Origin of the sequence: Noviherbaspirillum sp. (assembly GCF_035254865.1) — a bacterium.
Classification (GTDB): Bacteria; Pseudomonadota; Gammaproteobacteria; order Burkholderiales; family Burkholderiaceae_D; genus Noviherbaspirillum.
In genome coordinates, this window is sequence record NZ_DATFAF010000018.1 from 210,858 (window position 1) to 216,857 (window position 6,000).

Annotated in this window: 5 protein-coding genes; 2 read left to right on the forward strand and 3 right to left on the reverse strand. The window is 54.6% G+C overall.

Annotated features, from left to right (window positions below; all coding sequences use genetic code 11):
* Positions 1 to 327: 327 nt before the first annotated feature.
* Complete coding sequence (locus tag VJ651_RS05105; protein ID WP_324106389.1) at positions 328 to 1,908, reverse strand: PAS domain-containing protein; 1,581 nt, start codon at positions 1,906 to 1,908, stop codon at positions 328 to 330.
* Positions 1,909 to 2,150: 242 nt separating this feature from the next.
* The gene (locus VJ651_RS05110) at positions 2,151 to 3,890 is read right to left on the reverse strand and encodes a PAS domain-containing protein (protein WP_324106390.1); all 1,740 of its coding nucleotides are present in this window, start codon (positions 3,888 to 3,890) and stop codon (positions 2,151 to 2,153) included.
* A gap of 323 nt (positions 3,891 to 4,213) precedes the next feature.
* On the opposite strand from VJ651_RS05110, the gene VJ651_RS05115 reads away from it, so the two are divergent.
* The gene (locus VJ651_RS05115; protein WP_324106398.1) at positions 4,214 to 4,681 is read left to right on the forward strand and encodes a DUF2721 domain-containing protein; all 468 of its coding nucleotides are present in this window, start codon (positions 4,214 to 4,216) and stop codon (positions 4,679 to 4,681) included.
* A 35-nt stretch (positions 4,682 to 4,716) separates the two neighbouring features.
* Here the strand turns inward: VJ651_RS05115 and VJ651_RS05120 are convergent, their stop codons facing one another.
* Positions 4,717 to 5,622 (reverse strand): peptidase U32 family protein, encoded by a 906-nt coding sequence (locus tag VJ651_RS05120; protein WP_324106391.1) that lies wholly within the window; start codon positions 5,620 to 5,622, stop codon positions 4,717 to 4,719.
* Positions 5,623 to 5,878: 256 nt separating this feature from the next.
* Here VJ651_RS05120 and VJ651_RS05125 point away from each other — a divergent pair.
* The coding region (locus tag VJ651_RS05125) for a transposase (protein WP_414691307.1) at positions 5,879 to 6,000 on the forward strand (122 nt) is incomplete at its 3' end.

A 6,000-nucleotide genomic window follows, 5' to 3' on the forward strand; every position in this document is an offset into this window, starting at 1 on the left:
TACTGGCCGCTGTAATGGTTCGCTTTGCGCTAACCGATATCCGACGGCTTTTGCCGGTGAACATATGGGGCCGGCTGCCGGTATTGCGAATATGCACTCTTCCGAATCCCAAAATTCATATCGAAACATCTGATAGAAGTTCATGCATACCTGCCTATGACCGTCGCAAATTCAAATTAACAGACAAAATCGAAAGCAGATTGAGAAATCACAATCGCGCACTTGCTGAAAGCCAAGTAACGGACTCGGCCGGAGCGCGCTGCCTAACTCCATATGCACACGGCACGCAGCGCCGATCCGGGTCAAGCGATCAGCAAAAGCGATGCATCAACAGGTCGGTGCAGCCTGGGCGCGGAGGGGAATAACAATCTTGATGGTCGTCCCGTGGTCGCCTCCGCTCTCGATTTTCATTTCTCCGCCGAGTGCGCTCGCCCGTTCCTGCATACCGATCAGCCCGAATGAACCAGGCTTGTGCAGGCACGCCTTCTGCAGGCCTCTTCCGTCGTCACGTACCGTCAGTGCGATGGACGTCGTGTCGCAATCGATCCGCAGCCAAACCAATGTCGCGCATGCATGCTTGGCGACGTTATTGAGTGCTTCCTGCGCCATGCGAAAAAGTGCGGTCGCGACTTTCGGATCCAGCTCCGGCTCCAATCCTGAAAACTCGAGATCGCAGGCGAGTTGATGGCGTTTCTCGAAATTCCTGGCCATGGCCCGCAAGGCATTGAACAGGCCAAGATCATCGACCATCTTCGGCGGAAGATCGGCGAGGATGCGCCGCACCGAGGTCACCATCGCATCGACAAGGTCGTTGATGCTGCCGAGATATTTGACGGCTTCGGAATCCTGGCTGGACAAATGCTGCTTCAGGGTGCACAGGTCCAGCTTCATTGCTGCCAGCAATTGCCCGAAATCGTCATGCATTTCATGAGCCAGCCTTCGCTGCTCTTCGACGCGCAAGGTATCGAGCGCCGTGATCAGTTCTTGCAGTTCGCCATGTGATCGCTCCAATTCTTCCTGCGCCTGCTTGCGCTCGGTGATATCGATGATGGCCCCTTGCAGAAAGAGTGGCTTGCCATCATCGTCCACGATCACGCGTCCCTCGTCATGAAACCAGCGCATGCCGTCGTCGCGCCTGAATATGCGATAGTCGATCAGGTAGCTGTTCCTGGTTTCGATGGCGTGCCGAATAGCCTGGAGAACCTTTTCTCGGTCCGCTGGGTGCAATTGCCTGATGCGAAGATCCGGGTTGGAGCACCATTGCTGCGGGCTGAAGCCAAGCAGTTCTTCAATGCGAGGGCTGACGTATATGTTTCCGTCGGCATTATTCAGTTGTGCGATGTAAGGCATGCCGGGGAGCTGTTCGACGAATGACTGCAGTCGCGCTACGGACTTGGCACGATTCAGTTCCGCCTGTCGGCGTCCGCTGCTCCTTCGCCTGCGCTCTGTAATGTCGTGCACGACACCGGAAAATGTCCGTCGTTGATTGTCGTTCGACATGGACTCGATATAGTCGTACAGATAACCCACGGCATTCCCGCGCGTGGTGTGGCGTGGCTCGGTGTTTTTGATGTTCTTTTCGAGAATCGATTTTTGTATTTCAGCACGGATATGCGTCTGGTCGTCCGGGTCGATGACGGCACTTGCATACCCTTCCCGGATTTTTGCCTTGGCATGCCTGTTTTTCTTGTCGTCGCATGGCTCCTTTTCCGATGGCTTTGAAAGAATGACCGTCTTGCAGCGCGGAAGATGTTGCGAGAGGTAGTCAAACAACCGGCGCCGGCCATCCTGGTCGGGTGCGGGATTGAGCAGGAGCAGGTCCGGCTTGAGTTCGGCCAGGCTTTGCGGTGACACGGATTTGTTGCTCGTTACGCCGACAAGTTCGACAACGGGAATTTCGTCGAACATGCGCAACAAGCTCCGCCTGACAGGGCCTGAGCTGGCCACGACGAAAACCCTGACAGTGTTTCTTGGAACTTCCATAGCTGGATGCGCTGCGTTTTGCCCGGATGCGCGGCAATTCAGTCGCGGCAAGAATGGTGCATGAGTCGCATAACCCTGTATCAATATGGCCGCAGAAAATGAATTCGATTCCGCTAACTGTCAAAAGTTTAAGCCAGCTCAAATTGCGAGCTTTTGCTGAAGGATTTTCAGCCTGATTCCACAGAATGCTGAATATCGACCGGAAGCCGGATATGTAGCTTGGTGCCGTCGCCTGCTTGGCTCTCAATGCGGACTTCGCCTTTCAGTGTGGCTGCGCGCTCGCGAATCCCAATCAGGCCGAATGACCCGTTTTTCTGCTGCGCACTCGGCGTCATGCCTTTTCCATTATCCGCAATGCACAATCCAATGCTTTCGTTTTGCAGTTCAATGCTCACCGCGACCTGTGTCGCGTCGGCATGCTTCGCCACGTTATTGAGCGCCTCCTGGACCATCCGGTATATCGCGGTCGCAATTCTTTGTTCGATAGCGAGCTCCTGCTCGGGCAAATCAAGATGGCAGCCAATCTTGTATCGTTTCTGGAAGTTGGACGCCAGCACTCGAATCGCGTTGATCAGACCGAGATCCTCGAGGATCTTGGGAGGCAGATCCGAAATAATACGACGTACCGATGTGACCATCGTATTGACCAGATCGTTGATGCCCTCCAGTCTCTGAATCACCTTGACGTTGTTTTGCGGCAGGTATTGCTGCAAGTCCGACAAGTCCATCTTCATTGCTGCCAGCAGTTGCCCCAAGTCGTCATGCATTTCCCTCGCCAATCGCTTTTGCTCTTCTTCTCTCAATTCATCGAGGGCAGAAACCAGTTTTTTCAGTTCGCAATGAGAGCGCTCCAGATCCTGTTGCGCCAGCTTGCGTTCCGTGATGTCGAACATGACACCTTGCAGAAACAGCGGCTCTCCATCGGAATCCGCCACAATACGCGCTTCGTCGTGAAACCAGCGCAGGGAACCATCTTTTGCATAAATGCGATAGTCGATGCTCAGTGGCTCCCGACCCGCAATCTGAGTCGCCAGCGTTGAAAGGACCTCGGCTCTATCGTCTTCATGCAACTGGCGAATGCGTAACTCGGGGTCGGCACACCATTCCTCTGACGTGAAGCCGAGAAGACGCTCGACCCGGTCGCTGATGTAGACGTTGGTGGCCTGCTCATCAAGTCTGCTGATGTACTGCATGCCTCCCAATTGCTCGATAAAAGTCTTATATCTTGCCGTGGACTCCAGCCTCTCGTATTCAATCAGTTTGCGTTCGGTTATATCGAATGCCTGTCCGAGGAATATCTTTTCACCGCCCGTCGTGGACGCGAACTCAAGATAGTCGTAGATGTGCTTGATGTCGCCGTCGGAGGAGCGGATGCGGTATTCGGAGACCGTGCTTTCGCAGTCGCGCAGGGCCTTGCGCACAAGTGTCCGGACATTTTCCTGGTCGTCGGGATGCACATAGAGTTCGATGTATTCGTCCATCGGTAACGATCCGGATTCCGGGTCCCGGCCGACTATCCGAAACATTTCCTGGGACCATCGTGTAGATTCATGGGGAGTATTCATCGCCACATGGATTTCATAGGTTCCGAATTGGGCGAGGACCTGCGCCCGATCAAACCAGGCGGCGCTGACATGCGGCGGGGACGCTGCGCCATTTTTCGTGCGGGGCCGGCGTTTGCCCAAGGCTGTGCGAACAATTTCGCATAAGGCGACGCCGAACAGTACGCCTGCGGCCAGCGCGAGCTGCAACTCGAGAGGGCTTCGCTTGCCTTCGTTCTGTCGGCCAAGCGCGAAATGAAAGAGAAACGCTGCGGCGATCAATGTCAGGATGATCGCCCCGGATGCGGCAACGGAGGTCAGTCTTGATCGGGGCAAAGCAGGAGCCGGAAGCCGCGTCTGTCTCATAAAAACCTTCCCCTACGCAAAAGCACCGATCGGTGCTGAACAAATTCATTATTAGGTGGCTTTGCTTGGTAAGCGTTAAGCTGTCGCTGCGCTGTTTTGCTGCGCTGCGATGAAGAGATAATATTGAATATCAGATAACGAGGCAAGGGGCGAGGGCTGCGGAAAAACGGTCGGACGGGTATAAGTTCCCCTATGAAAATGAACATGAATAATGGTTTTCGCAGGCAGAGCCGCGTGCAGGCATCAATCTGTATTTAAACTGAACAAGTTCTGCATTGCCCGATTACAATCCCTTCGTTCTGTCAACACAAATCGCCATAATCATGGATATTCAGCTCGGAGACATCAGCCACATTATTCAGCTTGCCATCGCCCCGGTTTTTCTTCTGACCGGCGTCGGCACCAATCTGACCGTGCTGACCAATCGACTTGCGCGGATCATCGACCGTTCGCGCATACTGGAAGACCGCATCGCCACAACGACGGGCGCGGACCATTCGGAGGCGTATCAAGAGCTCGCTACGCTCTATCGCCGAGCGCATCTGATCAATCACGCCATTACCCTCAGTACCTCCTGCGCGCTATTGGTTTGCATCGTTATTGCGGCGCTCTTCATCGGTGACGCGCTGAATCTGGAACTCGCAAAAGTCATTGCGCTGTGCTTTGTGCTTGGAATGTTCGCATTAATCGGCAGTTTCGTCTTTCTGCTGCGCGAGATCTTCGTTGCCACGAGAAATCTCTCGATGCGTCATATCGTCGCGCCGAAACGAAATGCGTCGACAGCCGAGTGAGATGGCAAACGTTCCGACCGCGCCGCGGTCAACGGTCAAGATTCAGATGACACCTTGTCGAGTTCATTGATCCAGGAAGATCTCACTGAATAACGGCAAGGGTCATCGAGGCAATCGTCGATAGCTGCGCGCCACACACGTACCGTTTGTGCGAGCTCGATCGGATTGCGCGACGGCGTTTCAATATGAATCGCGTGAACTCCGACTGCCGCCAGCATCGGCAAACCCTTTAGCATTGCGGTGTTCGAAGTTCGCGGTGCTTGATAGCATCGGTCGTTGGCCGCATCCTCATTGCCGACGCATTGTTCCAGCGGAGAGGGCGGGCGATCCTTCGCCCAGACTATGATGCGCTCCTTCTCGCGTTGTTCGCCGATTGCGCGGCAGATTGTCGAGCCGGGGATTCCGAGCTCCAGGTTTGCGCATTCCGAAAGTTGCATCACTAGTCGCTTTATCGCGGACAAGGGTGGAGTTTCCCGCAGGACGATACGCGAAATGCCGAAACGGGCGCGAAGTAGATCGATGGCGCGTTTGTCCTGAACCGGATCAAATGCGACATAGTGCCTGGGTATTGCCGGATATCGGGCGGCTGCATATAGCACCAGAGAGGCATCAGCGAGGAGTATTGCGTCAATCCCCGATTGGGCAGCGCATTCAAGCGTACCGGACACGCAACGCCAATCCGGCCCGTGCGATCGGGTATCAAGTTGAAGAATCGCCTTGCATCCATGGTCGTGGGCGTATCGAACTCCATTGTGAATATGGGCTGTCAGCAAGGGCGTAAGCGATTTGCTGTGATATGAAATACAGACGCAATCTGTGCCGCTGTCGACGGCTGCGCGGAGGGCGACAAGCGTAGCGACCGGGGAAGCCAGTTCCAGCCATGGCGAAATCGGAGCGGGAATTACACTGAATGAGGAGGCATCAGCGAAGGCCTTGTCCATATTCATTCCACTGACATATTTCATTTCCGGCATTGACGAAACAGGCTGTTGGAAAGAAATGCAGATGCTTCTCCGACGGCTTTCGGTTGCAGCTCGCAGTGTGCGGAATCAGTCGGCGTTTGGTGTTACATGCCTGCACGGCCGCAAATGCGGAGGGCGCGGCCTGACGCACACGGTACCTCTTATTTCTCGTTCGCAATGACTTTGACTCTAGAGAGTGTTATGAACTAAGGGATCGGAAAGAAGTCTGGCGAGCATGAATGCTCGCAAATCTTACCCAAGCGACGTGAGTGATGAAGAATGGGAATTCGTCGCGCCCTACCTTTCCTTGTTGCCATTGGATGCCAAGCAGCGTGACCATGATTTGCGCGAGGTTTT

Bases quoted from the DNA above. Each gene is read 5' to 3' on its own strand.
- VJ651_RS05115 (WP_324106398.1), top strand. From the start codon at position 4,214: ATGGATATTCAGCTCGGAGACATCAGCCACATTATTCAGCTTGCCATC.
- VJ651_RS05105 (WP_324106389.1), bottom strand. From the start codon at position 1,908: ATGTTCGACGAAATTCCCGTTGTCGAACTTGTCGGCGTAACGAGCAAC.
- VJ651_RS05110 (WP_324106390.1), bottom strand. From the start codon at position 3,890: ATGAGACAGACGCGGCTTCCGGCTCCTGCTTTGCCCCGATCAAGACTG.
- VJ651_RS05120 (WP_324106391.1), bottom strand. From the start codon at position 5,622: ATGGACAAGGCCTTCGCTGATGCCTCCTCATTCAGTGTAATTCCCGCT.